At 64.9% G+C, this 21,153-nt stretch carries 14 protein-coding genes; 8 read left to right on the plus strand and 6 right to left on the minus strand.

Going from position 1 to position 21,153, the window contains the following annotated elements:
- The first annotated feature begins 7 nt into the window (after window positions 1–7).
- The 4 genes from CKO27_RS14020 to CKO27_RS14035 all read left to right on the plus strand — a co-directional run bounded on the left by CKO27_RS14020 (window position 8) and on the right by CKO27_RS14035 (window position 8,266).
- Window positions 8–1,267: an OprD family outer membrane porin gene (locus tag CKO27_RS14020; RefSeq protein WP_200375528.1), complete on the plus strand. Its 1,260-nt coding sequence runs from the start codon at window positions 8–10 to the stop codon at window positions 1,265–1,267.
- Between the two features lie 20 nt (window positions 1,268–1,287).
- Entirely contained in the window at window positions 1,288–4,905 is a 3,618-nt protein-coding gene (locus CKO27_RS14025; protein ID WP_200375529.1) for a response regulator, read from the plus strand.
- Entirely contained in the window at window positions 4,902–7,460 is a 2,559-nt protein-coding gene (locus tag CKO27_RS14030; protein WP_200375530.1) for an EAL domain-containing protein, read from the plus strand. Before CKO27_RS14025 ends, CKO27_RS14030 begins: the two co-directional genes overlap by 4 nt.
- 164 nt (window positions 7,461–7,624) lie before the next feature.
- On the plus strand, window positions 7,625–8,266 hold the full coding sequence (locus CKO27_RS14035) for a GNAT family N-acetyltransferase (RefSeq protein ID WP_200375531.1): 642 nt from the start codon (window positions 7,625–7,627) through the stop codon (window positions 8,264–8,266).
- A 293-nt stretch (window positions 8,267–8,559) separates the two neighbouring features.
- Here the strand turns inward: CKO27_RS14035 and asnB are convergent, their stop codons facing one another.
- From asnB to CKO27_RS14050, 3 genes are read right to left on the minus strand one after another with little or no spacing between them, the layout of a single operon-like run.
- The gene (gene asnB / locus CKO27_RS14040) at window positions 8,560–10,380 is read right to left on the minus strand and encodes an asparagine synthase (glutamine-hydrolyzing) (RefSeq protein ID WP_200375532.1); all 1,821 of its coding nucleotides are present in this window, start codon (window positions 10,378–10,380) and stop codon (window positions 8,560–8,562) included.
- A gap of 23 nt (window positions 10,381–10,403) precedes the next feature.
- A complete protein-coding gene (locus tag CKO27_RS14045; RefSeq protein WP_338116042.1) occupies window positions 10,404–11,621 on the minus strand; it encodes a phosphatase PAP2 family protein in 1,218 nt (405 codons plus the stop codon).
- Between the two features lie 59 nt (window positions 11,622–11,680).
- Complete coding sequence (locus CKO27_RS14050; protein ID WP_200375534.1) at window positions 11,681–13,006, minus strand: MFS transporter; 1,326 nt, start codon at window positions 13,004–13,006, stop codon at window positions 11,681–11,683.
- Between the two features lie 176 nt (window positions 13,007–13,182).
- Here CKO27_RS14050 and CKO27_RS14055 point away from each other — a divergent pair, with 176 nt between their 5' ends.
- A complete protein-coding gene (locus CKO27_RS14055; protein ID WP_200375535.1) occupies window positions 13,183–14,112 on the plus strand; it encodes a DHH family phosphoesterase in 930 nt (309 codons plus the stop codon).
- Window positions 14,113–14,276: 164 nt separating this feature from the next.
- Here the strand turns inward: CKO27_RS14055 and CKO27_RS14060 are convergent, their stop codons facing one another.
- A complete protein-coding gene (locus CKO27_RS14060) occupies window positions 14,277–14,528 on the minus strand; it encodes a hypothetical protein (protein WP_200375536.1) in 252 nt (83 codons plus the stop codon).
- Window positions 14,529–15,554: 1,026 nt separating this feature from the next.
- On the opposite strand from CKO27_RS14060, the gene CKO27_RS14065 reads away from it, so the two are divergent.
- The 3 genes from CKO27_RS14065 (at window position 15,555) to CKO27_RS14075 (ending at window position 19,559) form a co-directional block, all read left to right on the plus strand.
- A complete protein-coding gene (locus tag CKO27_RS14065; RefSeq protein ID WP_200375537.1) occupies window positions 15,555–16,178 on the plus strand; it encodes a VPLPA-CTERM sorting domain-containing protein in 624 nt (207 codons plus the stop codon).
- Window positions 16,179–16,387: 209 nt separating this feature from the next.
- Window positions 16,388–17,473, plus strand: a complete 1,086-nt coding sequence (locus CKO27_RS14070; RefSeq protein ID WP_200375538.1) for a DUF3592 domain-containing protein — start codon at window positions 16,388–16,390, stop codon at window positions 17,471–17,473.
- A 511-nt stretch (window positions 17,474–17,984) separates the two neighbouring features.
- Window positions 17,985–19,559: an ATP-binding protein gene (locus tag CKO27_RS14075; RefSeq protein ID WP_200375539.1), complete on the plus strand. Its 1,575-nt coding sequence runs from the start codon at window positions 17,985–17,987 to the stop codon at window positions 19,557–19,559.
- A gap of 223 nt (window positions 19,560–19,782) precedes the next feature.
- Here the strand turns inward: CKO27_RS14075 and CKO27_RS14080 are convergent, their stop codons facing one another.
- Window positions 19,783–19,905 carry an RtcB family protein gene (locus CKO27_RS14080; protein ID WP_338116044.1) on the minus strand — a complete coding sequence of 41 codons (123 nt, stop codon included), beginning with the start codon at window positions 19,903–19,905 and terminating at the stop codon, window positions 19,783–19,785.
- Window positions 19,906–20,071: 166 nt separating this feature from the next.
- Entirely contained in the window at window positions 20,072–20,815 is a 744-nt protein-coding gene (gene tfpZ / locus CKO27_RS14085; RefSeq protein WP_200375540.1) for a TfpX/TfpZ family type IV pilin accessory protein, read from the minus strand.
- Between the last annotated feature and the right edge of the window lie 338 nt (window positions 20,816–21,153).

The raw sequence follows: 21,153 nt of genomic DNA on the forward strand, positions 1-21,153 counted from the left end.
CGTTGACATGAACCCTCGAACGACCAACTCGACGGCCTGCTTCCTGATCGCCACGCTGGCGACGACGGCGCCGGCCGCTGACTGGACCTCGGGACTGGCCGATGCCCTGACCCGCGACAGCGAGCTGACGCTGCACTGGCGCTCCCACTACCTGAATCGGGTCAGGCTCGGCCCGGTCGAGAATCTGGCCTGGGCGGGCGGCGGCTGGCTTGGATACCGTTCGGGCTGGATCGCGGACCGGCTGCGTCTGGGGCTGACGGGCTATAGCTCGCAGCGGCTCTATGGCCCACTGGACAAGGATGGCACCTCCCTGCTGGCCACGGGGCAGCAACCCTACAACGTGCTCGGCGAGGCGTTCGGTGCGCTGAAGCTAGGCGACCAGACCTTCACCGCCGGGCGCTTCCTGGTCAATCAATTCGAGGTCAATCCACAGGACACCCGCATGACGCCGCGCACCTTCGAGGGCGCGGCGCTGACGGGCACGCTGGGCGGGACGGAGTATTTCGCCGGCTACATCGACTCCATGAAGCACCGCAACTGGGATGAATTCGTTCAGGTCGCCACGGTCGCCGGTGCGCCGGCGACCGTCACCGAACCCATGCTGCTGCTGACCGCGCGCGGCACACCGACCGAAGCGCTGACCTGGGGCGCGGCGACCTACTACCTCCCCGACCTGCTCTCCTCGACCTACGCCGACGTCGCCTGGACGACGCCCCTTGGCCCCGACACGCGCGGGCGTCTGGGCGCCCAGTTCCTGCGCCAGACCAGCGTCGGCGACGATCGGCTGACCGGATCGGCCTTCAGCACCTGGACCCTCGGGGTCAAGGCGGACCTGATCCAGGGTCCGTTCACGCTTTCGGGCATCCTCATGGAAACCGACCGGGGCGCGGCCTACCGCACACCCTTCGGCTCCTGGCGCGGCTACACCAGCCGCATCATCAACAATTTCAACCGAGCCGGGGAGCGGGTGTGGGGGCTGGATGCCGCCATCGACTTTGCCCCTTTCGGCGCGCCGGGGCTGTCCATGAACACGTCCCTGAGCGTCGGCGACGATGCCATCAATGCCACGACGGGGGCGGCGCTGTCGCGGAACAGCGAGTACGATGTGACCTTCGATTACCGTTTCACCGACCCGGACTGGCCGTCCTGGGCGCGGCCGCTGTGGCTACGCGCGCGGGCCGCACGCCTCGGGCAGACCCTCGGAGACAGGACCGATGTCACCACGGAATATCACCTGATCCTGAATTACACCCACACATTCAAATAGGCCCAGCCTTCGGTCACCGCATGCAGCGCATCCATCGCCTATCGCTCATCGCCCTCCTGGCAACGCTGGCCCTATTGGCGGTCGCAGCTTGGCAGTGGTACGACGCGGCCGATGGCGAGCGGCGCGAGCGGGAGGTCAGGGTCGGCCTCTACGAAAACGCTCCCAAGGTCTATACCGACGAGAACGGCCGACCGGCCGGCCTCTTCATCAAGCTGCTGGAGACGATGGCGCACAACGAGGGCTGGCGGCTGCAATACGTCCCCTGCGAGTGGGCCAAGTGCCTCGAACAACTGGAGCAAGGCCAGCTCGACCTGATGCCGGACGTGGCCTTTTCCAGCGAGCGGGCACGGCGTTTCGATTTCCACCGCGTCTCGGTCGCCAACAGTTGGTCGCAGGTCTATAGCGATCCGCATCTGACGGTGCTCTCGGTGGCCGACCTCGCCGGCAAGCGCGTCGCCATCCTGCAAGGCGGCATTCAGCAGAAATTCTTCGATCAGTTGATGACGGGCGACCATTACGCCTACCAGCCGGTGCCAGTCGCCTCGCTGGATCAGGGCTACGCGGCGGTGGCTGCGGGCGAGGCCGACGCGGTCGTGACCAACAGCTTCTTCGCCGCCCGGAACGGCATCCGCTATCGCTTGCAGGAAACGCCGATCGTCTTTCTGCCCTCGACCCTCTATTTCGCCACCGCCAAGGGGCGTAATGCCGATCTGCTGGGGCGCATCGACGCCAATCTGACCCGCTGGCGGCGCGATGCGGAGTCGCCCTATTTCGACGCGCTGCACCGCACCATGGCCCTGCCGCCCGAGATGCTGATGCCGCGCTGGGTGCAGTGGTCGCTGGCCGGATTGGGGCTTGGACTCTTGCTGTTGCTCTCGCTCAGTCTGCTGTTGCGCTGGCTGGTGGATCAGCGCACCCGCGCCCTGGTCGCGACCACGCAGGAACTGCGCGATGAGCGCGTCAATCTCGAACGCTTGATCGACGCGCGTACCGCCGAGCTGAAAGCCTTGTTCGATACCGCCTCCGTCGGCATCGTGCTGATGAAGGAACGGGTGATCGTGCGCTGCAATCAACGCCTGGACGAGATGCTCGGCTACGCCCGTGGCGAGCAGATCGGCCAACCGACGCGGATTTGGAACCCGGACGACGACGCCTGGGCCGCCATGGGGCGCAAGGGCTATCTCGCGGTGTGGCGCGGCGAGACCGATCGCCGCGACTATCGGCTCACGCGCAAGGATGGCAGCCAGTTCTGGGCGCGGCTGTCCGCGCGCGCCATTGATGTCGCCGATCGCGACAAGGGTGTGGTGGCTGTCTTCGAGGACATCACCGCCGAGCGCGCCGCGATGGAGGAGATTTGCAACGCCAAGGCGCTGGCCGAGGAGGCAACGCGCATGAAGTCGGACTTCCTGGCCAACATGAGCCATGAGATTCGCACCCCGATGAATGCCATTCTCGGCATGCTCTATCTGGCCCTCAGGAATGATCTTCCGGCCGGTCTGCGCAACCAGTTGACCAAGGCCCAGGGGTCCGCGCACACGCTCCTGGGTCTGATCAACGACATCCTGGATTTCTCCAAGATCGAGGCCGGGAAGCTCGACATCGAGCAGGTCGACTTCGGGCTCGACGCCGTCCTGGAGCAACTGACCGATGTCATCGGGACGCAGGCCGAGCACAAGGGCATCGAGTTCCTGATCCGCTACGACATCGCCATCCCGCCGACCCTGGTGGGCGATCCGCTGCGGCTCGGTCAGGTGCTGCTCAATCTGTGCGGCAACGCCGTGAAATTCACCGACCAGGGCGAAGTCGAGCTGGCGCTGCGCTGTCTCGCGAGCAGCGAGACCGAGCTGACCCTTCAGGTCTGCGTGCGCGATTCCGGGATCGGCATGACGCCCGAGGTGCAGACGCGGCTGTTCGAGAAATTTATCCAGGCCGATCAGTCGACCACGCGCCGTTTCGGCGGCACCGGGCTGGGGCTGGCGATCTGCCGGAATCTGGTCGAGCTGATGGGCGGGCGCATCTGGATCGAGGACTCCCAGCCCGGCAAGGGCTCGACCCTCTGCTTCACGGTGCGGCTCGGGATCGCCCAAGCGGCCCAGGCGCATCGCCAAGCGCTGGTCGAACAGGCCGGTCCCCTGCTCAAGGGCATCCGCACGCTGGTGGTGGATGACAATGAGGTCTCGCGCGCGATCCTGGCCGAAATGCTGCGCTTCTTTCAGCTCGACGTGGGCACCGCGCCGAGCGGGCCGGCCGCGCTGGCCGCGCTCGAAGCCGCCGCCGAGCATCCCTACGACCTGGTGCTGATGGACTGGCGCATGCCCGGCATGAACGGCGACGAGGCGACCCAGCGCATCCATCGCGATCCGGCCATCCCGCGCCAGCCCAAGGTGGTGATGGTGACCGCCTATGGCCGCGAGGACGTGATCCGGCTGGCCGAGCAGGCGGGCGTGGATGGCTTCCTGATCAAGCCGGTCTCGCCCTCGACCCTGCTCGACACCACGCTCACCGTCCTGGGGCGCGGCCGCGTTCTCGGCGCGACGGATCGCGGCCATGCGCGCACGCCCGAGCTGGCGACCAGCGGCCAACTGGCGGGCGCGCGCCTGCTCTTGGTCGAGGACAACGACATCAACCGCGAATTCGCCGTCGAACTGCTGCGCAGCGAAGGCATCGAGGTGGACGAGGCGGTGAATGGCCAGGAGGCCGTCGAGCAGGTGCAGCGGCGCACTTACGACGCCGTCTTGATGGACATCCAGATGCCGGTGATGGACGGGCTCGACGCCACCCGCCAGATCCGCGCCCTGGCGCAAACGCCCGGAGGCGAGTCTTTCGCCACCCTGCCGATCATCGCCATGACCGCGCTGGCGATGGCGCAGGACAGCGAGCGCAGCCAGGCGGCGGGGATGAACGACCACGTCACCAAGCCGATCGCGCCCGATCACCTGATGGCGGTGCTGGCGAAATGGATCGAGCGCCCGGTGCAACGGACGGGCGGGCCGGCGTTGCCCGCGCCCGCGCCCTTGCCCGAGGCGTTCCCGCCCGACCTGCTCGCCCTGACCAGCCTCGACACCCGCGAGGGGGTGCGCCGCATCGGCGGCAAGCCGGACGCCTATCGCAAGCAGCTACGCCGCTTCCGCGAGCATTATGCCGACGCGGTCGACGAACTGGAGCGCCGCGCCGCGCGCTCGGGACCAGCCGCGGCGGAGGACTATTGTCACGCCCTCAAGGGCGTGGTCGGCAACATCGGTGCCCAGGCGCTCTACGCCCAGGTGGCCGAGATCGACACACGGCTCAAACAGGGCGAGCCGCTGGACGCCAGCGCGCTGGGGGCGATGCGTGCCCTGTTGGGGCAGGTGATGGACGAGATCGACGGACTGGCCGCCAGCGCGCCGCCAGTCATCGCGCCGACCGCCGCTCCGCTCGCCCCTGAGCGGTTGCGCGACCTGGTGGAGCGGTTGGCCCAAGCCCTGACCTATGATCTGGGAGCCGCCGAGCCCTTGCTCGCGGAGCTGCGCGCGGGGGTGGGCGGCACCGCCCTGGAGGCCGAGATCGCCGCCATCGCCGCCCAGGTCGATGTGTTCGCGGTCGATGAGGCGCTGGCCCGACTGAACGCACTGCAAGCCCGCATGAAGGACGCCACATGAGCCAACCGATCCAAACCTCCAGCGCCACCGCTCGCCCGCGTATCCTCATCGTCGACGACGTGCATGAGAATCTGCACGCGCTGATGAACATCCTGCGCGACGACTATGCGATCACCGCCGCGACCAGTGGCGACAAGGCCATCGAGCTGGCCCGGCGCGAGCCCCAGCCGGATCTCATCCTGCTCGACATCAAGATGCCGGGCATGGACGGCTACTCCGTGCTCGCCCATCTCAAGGCCGATCCGGGAACGTCCGACATCCCGGTCATTTTCGTCACCGCGCTGGCCGAGTCCGCCGACGAGGCGCGCGGCCTCAAACTCGGGGTGGCCGACTACATCACCAAGCCCGTCAACCCGGACCTGCTCCGTTTGCGGGTGCGCACCCAGCTCGAACTCAGGCATTACCGGAGATACCCCATGCGGTTCGATCCCACCGCGCGATCCGATCCGGATCATCGCCCCACGCTCCTCATGGTCGACGATGTCCCGGACAATATTCACGAGCTGCTGGAATCGCTCAAGGACGATTACCGCCTCCTGGTCGCCTGCAACGGTCCCAAGGCCATCAAGCTGGTCGAGGGTCCGGCCCCGCCCGATCTGGTACTGCTCGATATCCTGATGCCGGAGATGGACGGCTACGAAACCTGTCGCCGCATCAAAGCCCTGCCGACGGGCAACCGGATTCCGGTCATCTTCCTGACCGTGGCCGACGCAACCCTGGAGAAGGTCAAGGGTTTCGAGGTCGGAGCGGCCGACTACATAACCAAGCCGTTCGACATCGACGAGGTACGCGCCCGCGTGCGCACCCATCTGGAACTCGCCCGCTTGCGCCAGGGGCTCGAAACGCAGGTGGCGCAGCGCACGGCCCTGTTGGAGCAGAGCGAGGAGAAGTACCGCATCCTCGCTGACTACTCGCCCAACTGGGAATACTGGATGGCGCCCGACGGCGGCTATCTCTACATGTCGCCCGCCAGTCTGGAGGTCTCGGGCCACGCGCCGGCGGAGTTCTTCGCCGATAGCGCGCTCATGGAAAGCCTCATCCATCCGGAGGATCGGGAAGCCTGGCTCGCGCGGGAGGCGGACATGACCGCGAGCACCGATCGCGGATCACTGGTCTTCCGCATCCAGGCCCGCGACGGCGCCGAGCACTGGATCGAGAATCTCTGCAAGCCGGTCTTCGATGAGGCGGGAAAATACCTGGGACGGCGCGGCTCCAACCGCGACATCACGGCGCGTCGTCACGCCGAGCAGAAGGTCGATTTCCTCACCCATCGCGATCCCCTGACCGGCCTGCCCAACCGCTCGCTGTTCCGGGAACTGCTGACGCACGCGATCGCGCAGGCCGAGGTCAGCCATGGCCAGTTCGCGCTCCTGTTTCTCGACCTCGACAACTTCAAGACCATCAACGAAAGCCTCGGCCACAGTCTCGGAGACCAGCTGCTGATCGGGGTCGGCAAGCGACTCCAGAGCCTGCTGCCCGAGGGCCATGCCATGGCGCGCATCGGCGGCGACGAATTCAACCTCCTCCTGGAGCGCGACCCGAACCTGCCCGGCATCGACCTGATCGCCCAGCATCTGATCGACGCCTTGGGAGAGCCCTTCCAGATCGACGGTCAAAGTGTCTATATCGGCGCCAGCATCGGCATCGCCCTCTATCCCGCCGACGGGCTGGATGGCGAAACCCTGCAAAGCAACGCCGACGCCGCGCTCTACCAGGCCAAGCAGCAGGGACGCGGCATCCTGCGCTTCTTCTCCCCGGAGATGACCCAGCGGGCCAAGGACCGCCTGACGCTCGAGGCCGACCTGCGTCGCGCGATCGAGGGCGATGAGCTGTTGCTGCACTATCAACCCCAGATCGACCTGGCCAGCGGCGCGGTCGTCGGCCTGGAGGCGCTGGTGCGCTGGCGGCATCCGCAACGCGGCATGATTCCGCCCGGCGCCTTCATCCCGCTGGCCGAGGAGAGCGGCCTGGTGGTGCGCCTGGGCGATTGGGTGCTGCGCCGTGCCTGCCGCCAGATCAAGACCTGGCTGGAGGCGGGGCTGGCGCCGCGCCAGACGGCGGTGAACGTCTCCGCCGTCCAGTTGAGTCGCGGCCAACTGGTGGAGTCGGTCAAGGACGCCCTGCGCGAGACCGGCATCCCGCCCGATCGGCTGGAGCTGGAGATCACCGAGAGCTTCGTCATGCTCGATCGCGACCAGTCGTTCAAGGCCCTGGCGGAGCTGCGGGCGCTGGGCGTGCGTCTGTCGATCGACGACTTCGGCACCGGCTATTCCTCGCTCGCCTATTTGCAGCGGATCGAGGTGCATAAACTCAAGATCGACCTCTCCTTCGTGCGCGACGTCACCACCAACAGCGGCAACGCCTCGATCGTCAAGGCCATCATCGCGCTCGGTCACAGCCTCGGTCTCGAAATCATCGCCGAGGGCGTCGAAGAACAAGACCAGGCGGACTATCTGCGCGCGCACCGATGCGACGTGATGCAGGGCTATCTGGTCAGCCGGCCACTGCCGGTGGAGGAGATCACGCGCTTTCTCAAGGATGACCGCCCGTCCTGAATTTGGCCCCTGGAAGCACCGGCCGAGAGGTTGTGAAACTACAACCCGGCCTGGGTTCGACCCGTGGATGGGCAAAGCGAAGCGTGCCCATCCTGTACGCTCCTAGGCCCTGTTTTGAGCGACGAACCGTCTATCATGGCGGATCCCATATCGGAGGATTCCGCATGTCCGACCTGAGCATCCGACGCTGTAGCGGCGCGGCCATCGCACCCCATCTCGACGACCTGGCGCGTCTGCGCCTCCAGGTCTTTCGCGATTGGCCCTATCTCTACGACGGCGACATGGACTACGAGAAGCAATATCTGGACACCTACAGCCGCTCGCCGGAGAGCCTCTTCGTGCTCGTCCTGGACGGCGACCGGGTGGTCGGCGCCTCGACCGGGGTGCCCATGGCCGATGAAACGCCGGACTTCAAGCGTCCCTTCCTGTCCCAGGGGCATGATCCCGAACGGATCTTCTATCTTGGCGAATCCGTTCTGCTACCCGAGTACCGGGGGCGCGGTCTGGGCGCGCGGTTCTTCGTCGAGCGGGAAGGTTTCGCGCGCGAGCTTGGCCGCTTTGCCCAGACTGCCTTCTGCGCCGTGGATCGCCCGCCCGATCATCCGCGCCGTCCGCCCGGCCATGTCCCGCTGGACGCCTTCTGGACCCGGCGCGGCTACGTCCGGCACCCCGAACTGCGGACCCGCTATACCTGGAAGGATCTGGACGAGGCCGAGCCAAGCCCCAAGCCCATGATCTTCTGGCTCAAGCGGCTGGACGGACAGGCGGACCGAGCGGAACCAATAGGGGTGGGGTCGGACCGGTAGGATGGGCCGAGCGAGAGCGATGCCCATCTTGCAAGCCACGGCGAATTCAGGAGTGTGCCGGATGACACATTGGCACGGTTCGATGGGCAAAGCGAAACGTGCCCATCCTGTGCGCTCCGAGGCCCAGAAGGTGCCCAATCGAGAGGATCGGCGCGTGGAGCGCAACCCCTCGGCCATACAACGGCTGGAGGCTGATCGCTGGCGGCTGACGGCTCTTTCTAGGTTGAAAGGAGGCAACTGGGACCGGCGCTCGGTCGCTCAAGCCCGTTCCGGAAAGACTCCGTCACGATCCTCTAGCCGATCCAGTCCAGGGGATCCTCGTCCGGAGCGGGTTTGAGCCCCGGCGACTCGATGAAGAGCCGATGCCAGATGGCGAACTGCATGAGCCCGAACAGCTCGCGTCCGCCGCCTCGGCCGGCCTGGCGGGCGGCAACCAGGGCCGGGATGGCGTCGGCCTGGAACCAGTCGCGGATACCTCGGTTGTTCGACAGACGCCGACCGACCTCGTCCGCGACCGCCCCACGCAGCCAGTCGCCGACCGGGACATGGAAACCGCGCTTGGGGCGGTCCAGATGACCGGGCGGCAGAAGCGGCTCGGCCCAGCGCTTGAGCAGCCATTTCCCCTGGTGGCGACGCACCTTGAGCGAATCCGGCAGGGAGAGACCGAATTCCACCAGACGATGGTCCAGAAAGGGGACGCGCCCCTCCAGTCCGAACCCCATCAGCATGCGATCGGTCTTGACCAGCAGGTTGTCCGGCAGCGCCGTGACCAGGTCCGTGTATTGGCGTCGCCGCATGTCCGACCAGGACCTGGGGGTCTCCTTCCAGGCGCGCAGGAAGGGCGCGCGATCCGGTTCCGGCGCGGCGCGCAGGGCGGGTCCGAACAGCCGTCGCGACCAGCGCCCGGACCACTGTCCGCGGGTGCGAAAGCCCCCGCTGCCGGGATGGATGACCGACTTGAACCAGCGCTCGGCGGGGCGCGGGTGATAGCGTCCATAGCCGGCGAAGACCTCGTCGCCGCCCTCGCCCGAGAAGACCACCTTCAGGTCCGCGCCGGCCGTCTCGGCCAGGATGGAGGTCGGCAGACAGGCGTAGTCGCGCATCAGTTCGTCGGCGCACCAGATACTGTGCGGGAGGCGTCCGAAGACCTGCTCCAGCTCCAGCTCCAGCGGCTGGTGATCGAGTCCGAAATGCTCGGCGACGCGCGCGGCCTCGTCCAGCTCATGGGCCATGGCCGTGCCCTTGTAGCCGACCGAGTAGCTCTTGATGCGCCCCGCGCCATGGGCGTGCAGCATGGCGGCGAGCACCGCCGAGTCCACCCCGCCGGAGAGAAAGAGTCCGAAGGGGACATCCGAGCGCATGTGCTCGCGCATGGCGGCGTTCATGAGTCCATCCAGCTCGGCGCGGGCCTCCTCGAAACCGATGGCGCGCGGCGCGACATCGAGCGCGGACCAGTAGCGATGGCGCTGGATGTTCAGATCGGCGTCGATCAGCAGCGCCTCGCCCGGCAAGACCCGTCGGATGCCGGCGACCGGCGTCTCCTCGCCGCTCGCGAACTGGTTCTGGAGGAACTGGCGCAGCGCGCTCGCGACGACCTGGGGCCGTTCTGGCAGGATCGGCAGCAACGCCTTGATCTCGGAGGCGAAGGCGATGCGATCGGGCAGGCGGACATAGAAGAGCGGTTTGATGCCGAGCCGGTCGCGCCCGAGGATCAGGCGTCCGGCCTGGGCGTCGTGCAGGGCGAAGGCGTACATGCCGCGCAGCCGGTCGAGGAAACCGAGCCCATGCACGGCATAGGCGTGCAGGATGGTCTCGGAGTCCGAATCGGTGCGCGGCCGGCGGCCCTGCTCGCGCAGCTCGGCGTTCAGCTCGATGTAGTTGTAGACCTCGCCGTTCGCGGCCAGGGCGAGCTGGCCATCCTCCGAGACCATGGGCTGATGGCCGGTCGCCAGACCGATGATGGACAGCCGCGTCTGCGCCAGTCCGACCGGACCCGAATCATAGAGACCGCTGTCGTCCGGGCCGCGATGGGCGAGTTGGTCGGCCATGCGGGCGAGTTGGTCGGGCTCCGGCCGCCGGCCATGGCTCAGGATGAATCCGGCGATGCCGCACATTTTTTTAGTTGTCGGTTGTCAGATCAAAGGGTGTCGCGCAGCACTTGGCCGTTTTTGGTGGAGAGTTCGAGTTCCGGGCCTTGGGCGGGGATGAGTTGGACCCGGATGTCGCCGGTCTGGGTTTGGATCTCGATGCGGTCCCAGTCGCGCGCGACCGCGCCGACGACCAGGCTGGTGTCCTTTTCGGTGAAGACGCCCGAGTGCTGGACCTCGAATGTCAGAACCCCATCCTTCGCGACCAGGGAGTCCCGCACCCGGGTTCCCGGCAGACCGAAGCCGCGTCCCTTGAGCAGGATGAGGGCGGAGCGCTCCGGCCAGTCGTGCCAGACCAGACTGATCCGCGCCTCGTCGGCGAGGAGTCGCAGCACGCGCGGCGGCGGGTCGTAGCTCGACTGGATCACCTCCTGCGAGCGGTTCTGATGCACCGGGGTCGCCAGAAGCACGCCGAACACCAGGACGGCGGAGGCCAGTCCGTAGCCGATTGCCAGGGCGAGCGGGTGTTTCGGCGGCTGGTGCGCGGCCGGTGGCTCCAGGGCCAGACGGTCTTCCCGCTGTGGGACGCGCAGCACGAAGTAATAGAGCGCGAAGGCCAGGCCATAGGCGATCACGGCCGACCAGATGATGTCGGACAGATAGTGATCCCCGGCGCTCATGCGCCCGATCCCAAGCAGCGTGCCCAGCACGATGGAGCCGGCCAGCGCCAGATAGGCCAGCTGCGGACGCCTTCGCCGCCAGATCAGGAAGAAGGCGCCCAGCATGTAGCCGGCCGAGCTGTGACCGCAGGGAAAGGACTTGCCCTGGCCCGGCTCGCCCATGACCAGGGGCGGCAGATAGGTCTCGGTTCCGCCCAGTTCGAGCGTCTGATGGGGACGCGGCCGGCCGGTGTGATCCTTGAGGATGGCGTTGACCATCAGGCCAGGGCCAAGCAGGGCGGTGGCGAGCAGAAAGATGGCGTGTAGACGCAGACGGGCGAAGCGCGCCCAGATGGAGCCGGCTCCGATCACCAGCAGACTGCCGATCGTGACCAGACCGACCAGCAGCGGCGCGGCCTGATAGAAGAACAGCCAGAGCGCCTCGCGGGACTCGAACCAGGGGTCGTCCGCCTCGGGATGATAAAAGATCGCCGCCGCTCGGAGATCCAGGTCCGTGATCCAGAAGGGCAGGGTGCCGACCAGGGCGAGCAGGACGAGCACGAGGAGCTGAAAACGCCAATGGGGACTCGCGTGGACGAATAACCGCACCTGGGGGACCGCCGAGGGAGACATGGGAGGCGCGAGGGTATCGGTTCGGGTGGCGAATCTCAATGCGCGTGCGCCCGTCGGGCGAGGGTGAGGTTACGACAGCGCGTCTCCGGCGCGAAGAGCGCGGCGATCAGGGCCAGCAGGGCGAATCCGGCGGAGAGCCAGAGCCCATTCCGGTAGTCGGCGAGCGCATAGCGCCTTACCCCGTCGATCAGGACGCCGTCCCAGGTCAGATCCATGGCCCAGCCGAAGGCCGGCTGCATGATGGCCGCGCCCAGGAACAGCCCGGTATTGACCAGTGCGATGGCCATGCCGGCGACACCGGGCGGCACCACCTCCTTCGCCGAGGCATAGCCGACGACGAAGCCCCCCGCCACCAGTCCGAGCAGGGCATAGAGCGTCAGCCCGCTCCAGCCCGGTCCCCAGGGCAGCAGGATGAGCGCCAGCCAGAGCAGCAGGGACAGCGCGCTGGCCGCGACGATGACCGGCTTGCGCCGCCCCAGTCGATCCGAGAGCGCCCCCATCGCCAGACAGCCGAGCGCGAAGCCGGCCAGGGCGAGCGTCGTGTAGAGCGACGCCTGGGTGCGATCCAGTCCGAAGGCGTCGCGCATCAGCGGCACGCCCCAGAGCCCGGCGAAGGCCAGCAGGCTGCCGGTCACCCCGAACATCACGAAGAAGCTCGGCCAGACCGCGCGCGTGGTCAGCACCCCGCGCAGATCGAGCAGCCAGTGACGGTCGCGCGGCGGATGCGGCTCCAGTCCGTCCATCTCCTGGACCGAGGGCAGACCCGCGTCCTGGGGTCGGCTACGCACCAGGATGGCGCTCAGGATGGCGATCAGCACCGACAGCAGACCCATGCCGACGAAGACGTTGCGCCAGGAGGTCGCATGCAGCACCAGGGCCAGCGGCCCGGTCGCGAGAATCGCGCCCAGGTTGCCGAGCAACAGGGTGAGTCCGCTGATCGAGCCATAGTTGCGCTCGCTGAACCATTGGGTGTTGGAGCGCATGAGTCCGACAAAGATCACCGAGACCCCGAGCCCGACCAGCAGACGCCCAGCCGAGGCGACCTCGAAGGTCTCCGCGAGCCCGAACAGAATCGAGCCGGCCCCGGCCACCAGACAGCCCAGGCTGACCGCGAGGCGCGAGCCCAGGGTGTCGGCCAGCACCCCGGCGGGGATCTGCATGGCGGTATAGATGTAGTAATACATGGCCGCCAGCGAGCCGAGCGCCGCGCCGCTGGTCTGGAAGGCGGCCATGAGATCGGCCGAGACGACGCCGGGGGCCATGCGATGGAAGAAAGCCGTCATGTAGGCCAGGATCAGGATGGCGTAGATGGTCCAACGCAGACGCTCGAAGCGTCGGAACTCGGCGGGTTCGATGGTCATGGTGGATCCTGAATGGCGCGGGATGGGAGTCGGCGAGCGCGGCGGGGCTCCATGTTACAGGAGCGCGGCGGGGCTTGTGAGGCTGGTCACGGACTGGCCCGTCCTCGGTCGTCTTTCGCGCCACGACTGCGTAAGATCGGCGCACGACTCATCACTCTTCGCCAGGAGGCATACAGATGCCCACGTCCGGATTTCGCCTTGTCACCCGTAGCGACTTCGACGGCCTGGTCTGCGCCGTTCTGCTCAAGCACCTGAAGCTGATCGAGGAGATCGCCTTCGTCCATCCCAAGGATATGCAGGACGGGCGAATCGCGATCTCCAGCCAGGACATCACCACCAACCTGCCCTATGTCGAGGGCGTGCATCTCGCCTTCGATCATCACCACTCCGAGACCCTGAGAGTCGGCCGGCATGACAATCATGTCATCGACCCCGACGCCCCCTCGGCGGCGCGGGTCGTCTGGCGGCACTATGGCGGCCACTCAGTCTTCCCGGCGGCCTGGGACGAGATGATGGCTGCCGTGGACAAGGGCGACTCGGCCCAGTTCGACCGCGAGGAGGTGCTCAATCCCAAAGGCTGGGTGCTGCTCAATTTCCTCATGGACGCCCGCACCGGACTCGGCCGTTTCCGCGAGTTCCGCATCTCCAACTACAACCTGATGATGGATCTCATCGACTACTGCAAGGACCACGGCATCGCCCAAATCCTGGAACTGCCGGACGTCAAGGAACGGGTCGATCTCTATTTCGAGCAGGAGGCGCGGTTCAAGGAGCAACTCCAGCGTTGCGCCAGCGTCCATGGCAACCTGGTAGTGCTGGATCTGCGCGGCGAAGAAACCATCTGGGCCGGCAACCGCTTCATGATTTACGCCCTCTTCCCCCAGTGCAACATCTCCATTCATGCGCTCTGGGGCCTGAAGCAGCAGAACACGGTGTTCGCCACCGGCAAGTCCATCTTCGATCGCGGCTCCCGAACCAACATCGGTGAGTTGATGCTGGAATACGGCGGCGGCGGACATGAAGCCGCCGGCACCTGTCAGGTTGGGAATGATCGGGCGGAAGAGGTACTGGCCGAGCTGATCGAGCGGATTAACGCCGACGGTTGAGCCTATTCCAGTGGAGTGAACCGCAATGGCGGGAAAGAAAGAACAAAGACCATGGCTTGCGATCCCCACGGGTGTCACCCTCTGATGGAGTGAGCGTCACAGGATCGACCAAGGCTTTGAAGTCTCTTGTGTTCTTTCCCCTCTTCGCGGTTCTGCCATTGGTTTCAGGTTGAAGCCGGCCCCTTGATCGCCAGCGCCTGCTTGAGGGCTTGGGCCGTCTCGACCAGGCCGTTGCGGTTCGCCATTCCCGAGTCGATGCCCCCGTAGGCGCCGGGAATCGCGTCGCTTGCCCCTTTTTCCTCTGAATGGGTGCGTCGTCCACGGCGGCTCTTCGTTGGGCCGGTTGAGCAGCCACCAGGCTGTGCCGTAGGCAAGGCGATCGCGATGGGGATGACGATGTTGACTGAGCGGTTCATTCGTCGGGAGACCGAGCGGGAAACAGAATGAGTGTGACGGGTCGGTGCGGACAGGATTCGGGATCCGGCGAAAGGCTATGGGCCGGGGTGCGATACCGTATCGCTAACCCGGTGCGGATGACAGTCGTCTTGGTCGGGATGTGGGAGAGTCAGGTGTCCGCCGCTTGACGTCGAGTGGCGCATGATTCGCCAGCGGTTTCGGGGAGGATGGTCGGTACGGGTAGAGTCTCTGACCGCGGAGCTGGTATCGGGAAACAGCCGTTTGGCTCGAATCGGTCGATGTCGTTTTCGATGCCCCGGGTTCGTCACATAGGCGAGACACGCCCGCGACACATCGTTGATGCGAAAAATCACTCCGAACAGAGTGTTCTTCTATTCTCTTGTGTCTCTGGTGTCTTGGAATTGTGACGATGCCGCCGAGCCCCGGGCCGTGCGCGATCACCGACGGACTGCATCAGCGCGCCATGCCAAGTCCTGATTATTCACGATCCTCAGCCCATTTCACCCAAAATAAACATTTTAAAATCAAAGGTTTCTTGGCGCTTGTTGCCGTTGCTCGTCGGAATCCGGCGGGTTAGGCCGAGCTACTCAGGCCCTCCAGGTAACTGCGCGGGACTCCCCGACGCATCATCAGTAACTTACTGGGTGATTAGCACTTGCAAGAGCGGAGCTTGGTAAATAATCAGGTGCCAAGTTCCGCGACATCGGTGCGTCTCATCGTCGATCCTCAACTCCGTGCGGCTTTGAAATCAGTTTATTAGGTCGTGGGTCAGCGAAGTCGATGGGTGTCCGAACGGCTCCTGCCCTGCGAGGCCGGCGGATCCTTGGGTACCGACAGAGCAAATTATGGCATAAATAATGCTTATTTCAGTGCCGTGGCGGTTTCGTCGTGGAAGTGGTTAAGTGAATGCGGGTTTCGTTGAGCCGGGTCGGAGGCTCGAGCGAACCGCGAATGTTGGCGTGAATCCGCTGATGCGGCATAGACCCGCTCGAAATCCATCACAGGTTGTAATCTGGAGACATAAGATGAGAATTTTAAGGACGTTGATAGGCATGGGCGGACTGCTTGGCGCCTTCTGTGGTTGGTCTGCTGTGAATGCGGCAACAGTTGATTTTAACTTCAATAACACCTGTACAGGTTCTGACGGTTGTCCGGCGGATTCATTGTCATATACCGTGAATGGGTTGAGTCTGACCGTGAGCGCGTTCAGCGGAAACCAGAGTACGAAAGTAACACTTTGGGATGGAGGAATCGGGGCCGGCGGAGAGAACTACCCCGGGCATGCTCTGGACAACTATAACGGGGTCGAGTATTTCAAACTCGAGTTCTCGCAGGCGGTTACTCTTACCGACGTCGCGCGTGGATGGGTCAGTAATGACGGCGATCTCGAAATCGGTACCAATTTGGGAAGTCTCACGGCATACGATAATGGAACCACTTTCCCCAGCCTAACCGGTGCCAGCAACCTGTGGTACATCTCCGCGGCAAATGACACCTGCCGGTCTAATAGGACAAGAGACTGTGACTATGTCAAAGTCAAGAGCGTGACCGTGTCCTCGGTGCCTCTCCCCGCCGCCGTTTGGCTCTTCGGCTCTGCGTTGATCGGTCTGGTGGGCGTCGGTTACAAGCGCGCGGAATCCACTCTGTGATCCACTCTTGCTATACCACTGGGGCTGCTGTCGCGGCTCCATGATCCGCTCGCGGAATATAACCGTTCAGACCCTCCCCCTCGGAGAGCCAACGGCGAAGATGCCCCCGTTCTTCCTTCGATAAGCTCAGGATGCATCAGGAACGGCCCACGTTTTCTGATGGATGAGAGGAAGCCGCGGCGGCGCGATCGCGGAGAGGAGATCCGAGCATGGCCCCTGAAGATCCGCCCCACGCGCTTCATGGATTGAAACGGAACATCGGGATTCTGAGGGTTCTGCGTTGGGTGTTCGTTCTGCTGCTGGCCGTGGCCGGTCTGCTGATGGTGGTGTTGAGCCGCTTGTTCGTGTTCTGGCCGATGTTGCCGATGGCGCTCCTTGGCTTGGTGAGCGCCCTGCTGGTTTGGTCCCTGACCAGGGGGATGATCGACACGGCCGAGCAACGTCTGCGGGAGGCCGCCTGGCTCTTCGCCTCCGTCACTCCCGCGGATGCCACGCTCCTTTTCAATCAGGCGCTGGTCTGGGAAGGGCTCGTCTCGGTGGTGCTGATGAAGGAGCCACCCGCGCGCAAACAGGTCTGTGTCTTCCAGTTATCGAAATTTGACTACCCGAAACAGACACGAAGCCAGATCACGGTCTACGACTCATCCCGGAGCCGGACACTGCTGATTCGGCGCTCGGGCAAGTATTTTATTGGTGTGAAAATCGACCAGGCGGGCCTGGCGAAACAGAAGCGGCGCTTCGCGCGGCTGATCAACGTCGTGCTGTTTCTCAACGGCGCGTTGTTCGCCGCCTTCGGTGGCTGGATGCTGGTTCAAGCCTGGGAGATGCAGCAGGGGCTGATCTGCATTGAGGCGTCCGTGCACTGGCCGCAAGCGACGGCCGAGATCCGCCAGGTTGATGTCGTCGAGGAGTCGCGGACGACCCGATCCGGCAAAGCCAGGGCGGTCTGGATACCCAGGGTGACTTACCAGTACGAATGGGCTGGCGAGCCGCGGCAGGCGTCCCGACTGGGGTGTGTCGAACGCGCCTGGAGCCACCGGTCAGCAGCCCACGCGGTCTTGGCGCCGTTCGCGCCGGGCAGCCTGTATCCGCTCTGGATCGATCCCGCGCGCCTGGAGCGGACTCGACTGATCGCCGATGACCCACGGTGGGTCAAGGATCAGCGAAACCAGTTTCTAGGAGGGTTCGTTTCAATCACCCTGGCTGGGCTCCTCGCTCACCTGCTGATCGGTCGTCTGCTCGCGCGGCTCAACCTGCGACGGCTTGGTGAGATCGAGGACGAGGTTCGGAACTGATCGATCGTGGCCTTCGTGAAGAGAATAACCAGGCAATCTCTACCCATCCGCATCTTCGGTGAAGTCCTGTTCGATCACTTTCCCGATGGCCGTCGTGTCCTTTACCCAGGCTGTTCGTTGGGTCTAGCGAGTAGCGAGTAGCGAGTAGCGAGTAGGATGGGTAGAACGGCCACGGTATGAAGCCGAAGTTTGGCGCGGATGCTGATTGGCCGTGAAACCCATCGACCACCGCTCCAAAGCTTGACGAAAACGCGCAAGCCGGACGGGGCATTCGCCTCGTCCGGAACGGTTTGACGCCATCGGCCACCAGCATGATCCACCGAGGGCCGCGCAAACGTTCGGGACGGGGTTGCAAACCCCGTCCCGCTTTGGCCGCGCCGGACAGCAAAGCATTACGCGATGTTCGACTTCTGGTAAGACTCCGATAAACATAGGATTTGGGTCGATCGTCCGTGTGGTTTTAGCGACGTGCTATGCTGGCCAGCCTGTACCAGCCGCCGCGAGTCGACCGATGCGTTTCTTCAACACCGAAGGGCCGATCCGACCCGAGGATCACTATCATCTGCCGCCCCTCTCGCGCTGGGATCTCGATGAGATCCTGACCCTGATCGACCAGAAAAAATACTTTTTGCTCCATGCCCCGCGTCAGACCGGCAAGACATCCTGTCTGCTGGCGTTGATGGAGCATCTCAATCGCGAAGGGCGTTATTGGGCCGTCTATGCCAATCTCGAAGGTGCGCAGGCGTTGCGCGAGCGCATTGCCGAGGCCATGCCGACCATGGTCACCGATCTGGCGTCCTGGGCGCGCGATGTCGGGGTCGATGCCGAGGCGCCGGCACTGGCGCGTGAAGTCCTGGCGACGACGCCTCCCGGCTCGGCCTTCGGCGAGTTTCTGGCGCGCTGGTGCGCCCGCTCCCCGCGCCCGCTGGTGCTTTTGCTCGACGAGGTCGATGCGCTGGTCGGCGACACCCTGATCGGGTTGCTGCGCCAACTGCGCGCCGGCTATACCAAACGACCAGAGTCCTTTCCGCAGACCATCATCCTGTGCGGGGTGCGCGATCTGCGTGACTATCGCATCCACGCCAGTTCCGAGTCCGAGCCCATCACCGGCGGCAGCGCCTTCAATATCAAGGCCGAATCCTTGAGACTCGGTGATTTCGATGCCGATGAAGTGCGCACGCTGCTGCTGGAGCACACGGCCGAGACCGGTCAGGTCTTTACACCCGAGGCGCTCGACCGGGTCTGGGAGCTGACCCTGGGCCAGCCGTGGCTGGTCAATGCGCTGGCCTATCGCGCCTGCTTCAAGCTCCGCGAGGGCCGCGACCGAAGTCAGACGATCGCGCTCGACCGCATCGAACAGGCCAAGGAGTCGATGATCGTCGAGCGTGTCACCCATCTCGACCAGCTCGCCCACAAGCTCCAGGAGCCGCGCGTGCGCCGGATCATTGAGCCGATGCTCGCGGGCTCGGCGCTGGGCGAGGTGCCGGAGGAGGACATCCAATGCCTGCTCGACCTGGGACTGTGCCGTCAGGTTCAGGGACGCGGGTTGACCATCGCCAATCCCATCTATCGCGAAGTGCTGCCGCGCGCGCTGGCCTTCACGCCGCAGGCATCGCTACCGGCGATCACGCCGAGCTGGCTCGCCGCCGATGGTTCGCTCGATGCCGAACGACTGCTGGAGGCTTTTCTCGCCTTCTGGCGCCAGCACGGCGAGCCGCTGCTCAAGAGCGCGCCCTATCACGAGATCGCCCCGCATCTGGTGCTGATGGCCTTTCTGCATCGGGTCACCAACGGGACTGGAAGCCTGGAGCGCGAATACGCCATCGGCTCGGGGCGGATGGATCTCTGTCTGCGCTATGGCGGCCTGACCCTGGGGATCGAACTCAAGGTCTGGCGCGATGGGCGACCCGATCCGCTCGCCGATGGGCTGATCCAGCTCGACGACTATCTGGCCGGTCTGGGGCTGGACTCCGGCTGGCTGGTGATCTTCGACCGCCGCGCCGGTCAGCCGCCGATCGAGGAGCGCACCGTTCGTTTGGAACAATACACGCCCACCGGACGCGGCGTGACCCTGATTCGGGCCTGATCCAGACGGCGCTGATCGCATCGCGCACTCGAAGCCGAAACTCTGTCGTGACAGGTCCGCCAGCAGCGGCTCGACGGACTCCAGAAGACAGGGGCGCTTGGCGGCGAGCAGGATCCCCGCCAAACCCACGACAGGGATCCCGCGCGGTATGGACCGGCCTTGGCCTGACTTCGGCCTCCTTGCTCGCCGCCGCTCCGGGACGGCAAGCACCGCGCTCACCCGCTCACCCCTTCACCGTCAATACCTGCTTCAAGGTATGCACCACCTCGACCAGGTCGCTCTGGTTCGCCATGGCCTCGTCGATATCCTTATACGCGGCCGGGAGCGAGATGACTGAAGCGGTCATGGAGGATTCCCCGAGTCACGAACATAAGACAGCACCCAAACGGCGACAAACTCGATGTTGAAAAAAGCCTTGGAGCGGTGGTCGATGGGTTTCACGGCCAGTCAGCGACCGTGCCAAACTTCGGTTTCATCGCGTGGCCGTTCACCCATCCCGGCTCCGGTTTTGTTCACGGCCAGGGATCGCTGTCGATCCAGCCGGCGGGTTGGCCGTCGGCGCGGGAGAGCACCAGGATGATGTCCCTGTGCTGGCCACGCAGCGGCAGGTAAAGATAGTCGCCGGCCGCTCCGCCGAGACGTTCGAGCAGCCGCGTCAAGCCGCGTTCGGTCTCGTCGTCCTGGGCGGCCAGGCGAGCGATGTCGAGACCGCGCCGGCTGAGTGGCTCCAGATCCGGTCGGTATGGACGATAGAGTTCGGCACGGTATTCCAGATCCTTCGCGCCATCCATCACCACGGCGAACATCACCTTCCGACGCTCCTCCGGATCCTCCGGGGGAAGGGCCTCCGCGAGCAGGGGACCGATGCCGATCAGGCGTTTCAGCTCCGGATAGCGGATTCGATCGAACTCGACATCCGCCGCCGGGATGGCGGTAAAGCGATCGACCGCGAAGACGGTGAAGGCCGGGCGCTGCTGGTAAATCAGCGACCCGCCATAGACCAGCGCCGCCAATTGCAGCGACACGATCACGCTCATGTCGAACCTGAGGCTCGGCTTGCCGGGCTTGAAGGCGATCAGGGTCAGGATAGGGCCGAGCACCACATCCACGCCGGCCAGGATCCGCAACACCGTCCAGCCGCCGTTGATGTCGAAATAGGGAGCTGGATACCAGACGAGCCGCATGATGCCGAACAAGATCAGCACCACGGCGGCACTGGCGGTCAGATGGATAGCAAAGGCGCGTCCTTTGGTCATGGGTGTGGTCCTGTCGAAGGGGTTCATGTCCGAAGTAGGATGGGTAGAGCGAAGCGAAACCCATCGAACCCCGCGCCGTCGTCTCGGAACCGCGCCACGAAAAACGCCCCCGGTTGCGCGGGGGCGTTTTCGTCAAGCCTTGGAGCGGTGGTCGATGGGTTTCACGGCCAGTCGGCGTCCGTGCCAAACTTCGGATTCATAGCGTGGCCGTTCTACCCATCCTTGTATCTTGAATTTCGTGATGGTTAGCTCCCATCACGCGAGACCGAGGCAGCTTGAACCCATCCTGAAGGCCTTGACCTTGTTGCGTAGATCAAGCCCTTGGTCTCTTCTTTCAC

Source organism: Thiocystis violacea (assembly GCF_016583575.1).
Lineage (GTDB): Bacteria > Pseudomonadota > Gammaproteobacteria > Chromatiales > Chromatiaceae > Thiocystis > Thiocystis violacea.

Excerpts from the sequence above, each read along its gene's own strand:
- CKO27_RS14020 (WP_200375528.1), top strand. The coding sequence starts at position 8 with ATGAACCCTCGAACGACCAACTCGACGGCCTGCTTCCTGATCGCCACG.
- CKO27_RS14025 (WP_200375529.1), top strand. The coding sequence starts at position 1,288 with ATGCAGCGCATCCATCGCCTATCGCTCATCGCCCTCCTGGCAACGCTG.
- CKO27_RS14030 (WP_200375530.1), top strand. The coding sequence starts at position 4,902 with ATGAGCCAACCGATCCAAACCTCCAGCGCCACCGCTCGCCCGCGTATC.
- CKO27_RS14035 (WP_200375531.1), top strand. The coding sequence starts at position 7,625 with ATGTCCGACCTGAGCATCCGACGCTGTAGCGGCGCGGCCATCGCACCC.
- asnB (WP_200375532.1), bottom strand. The coding sequence starts at position 10,380 with ATGTGCGGCATCGCCGGATTCATCCTGAGCCATGGCCGGCGGCCGGAG.
- CKO27_RS14050 (WP_200375534.1), bottom strand. The coding sequence starts at position 13,006 with ATGACCATCGAACCCGCCGAGTTCCGACGCTTCGAGCGTCTGCGTTGG.
- CKO27_RS14055 (WP_200375535.1), top strand. The coding sequence starts at position 13,183 with ATGCCCACGTCCGGATTTCGCCTTGTCACCCGTAGCGACTTCGACGGC.
- CKO27_RS14060 (WP_200375536.1), bottom strand. The coding sequence starts at position 14,528 with ATGAACCGCTCAGTCAACATCGTCATCCCCATCGCGATCGCCTTGCCT.
- CKO27_RS14065 (WP_200375537.1), top strand. The coding sequence starts at position 15,555 with ATGAGAATTTTAAGGACGTTGATAGGCATGGGCGGACTGCTTGGCGCC.
- CKO27_RS14070 (WP_200375538.1), top strand. The coding sequence starts at position 16,388 with ATGGCCCCTGAAGATCCGCCCCACGCGCTTCATGGATTGAAACGGAAC.
- CKO27_RS14075 (WP_200375539.1), top strand. The coding sequence starts at position 17,985 with ATGCGTTTCTTCAACACCGAAGGGCCGATCCGACCCGAGGATCACTAT.
- CKO27_RS14080 (WP_338116044.1), bottom strand. The coding sequence starts at position 19,905 with ATGACCGCTTCAGTCATCTCGCTCCCGGCCGCGTATAAGGATATCGAC.
- tfpZ (WP_200375540.1), bottom strand. The coding sequence starts at position 20,815 with ATGACCAAAGGACGCGCCTTTGCTATCCATCTGACCGCCAGTGCCGCC.